Raw genomic sequence first — 963 nt, 5'->3', positions numbered from 1 at the left:
GTGCCAGAGCGCGGGCCAGCGGCACGGCATTGGCGACATCAGAAATCTTCAGCACCGGGATGACCGGCTGGCCGTTGAGGAGCGACAGGAGTTTTTCGGTCTTGCTGGGCATCTGTCTCTCCGTATCCTAGGGAATTTCAACCGATTAGCAGACAGGTGTTTGCCTGTCCATGAAACCGGTCGCGTCGCGTTGTCACGCGCCGTCGTCGGACAGCTTACGGGCTCTTCCCCGACAGGGCCATGACAGGATCCGGAGCCGTTTTGCCTTGAATCGGCTTTTACGAGCGTCTAGTTGCTCTGGCAATGACACCGTCCAATCCATCCCAGCCCCTTCGCGTCGCCGCGCTCTACCGGTTTGCCCGGCTCGACGCCTTTGAGGCGCTGCGGGCGCCGCTTGCTGCCTTCTGTTGCGGGCGCGGCATCAAGGGCACGCTGCTTCTGGCGCATGAAGGCATAAACGGCACCGTCGCTGGCGGCGAAACGGCGATCGCCGAACTGATCGGCTATCTCGAAGCCATCGAAGGGCTCGCCGGCCTCGAGGTCAAGTACAGCGTTGCTACGGAAATGCCGTTCCACCGCATGAAGGTGCGGCTGAAGCGCGAGATCGTCACCATGGGTGTCGATGATATCGACCCTTCCAAAAGCGCCGGCACCTATGTCGCGCCGGCCGACTGGAACGCGCTGATTTCGCAGCCCGATACTGTCATCATCGACACGCGCAACGCCTACGAGGCGTCGATCGGCACTTTCAGGGGTGCGATCGACCCAGCCACCGCAAGCTTTCGCGAGTTCCCGGCCTGGGTGGAGGCGCACCGGGCGGAGCTCGAAGGCCGCAAGGTGGCGATGTTCTGCACCGGCGGTATTCGATGCGAAAAGGCGACCGCCTATGTCAGGTCGCTCGGCTTCGAGGATGTGTTCCACCTCAAGGGCGGCATCCTCAAATATTTGGAAGAGGTTCCGGCC

1 protein-coding gene and 1 pseudogene are annotated in these 963 nt (G+C 62.0%); one reads left to right on the top strand and one right to left on the bottom strand.

The window, feature by feature from the left end; all coding sequences use genetic code 11:
* Positions 1-112, bottom strand: a pseudogene (locus EN935_RS42570) (keto-deoxy-phosphogluconate aldolase); the annotation flags it as partial.
* 191 nt (positions 113-303) lie between these two features.
* Between EN935_RS42570 and EN935_RS37810 the strand changes: the two are divergent.
* The coding region (locus EN935_RS37810) for a rhodanese-related sulfurtransferase (protein WP_127374329.1) at positions 304-963 on the top strand (660 nt) is incomplete at its 3' end.

The sequence above is a fragment of the Mesorhizobium sp. M7D.F.Ca.US.004.03.1.1 genome, assembly GCF_003998635.1.
GTDB classification, from domain to species: domain Bacteria; phylum Pseudomonadota; class Alphaproteobacteria; order Rhizobiales; family Rhizobiaceae; genus Mesorhizobium; species Mesorhizobium loti.
This window is presented reverse-complemented; position numbering and strand designations above follow the sequence as displayed.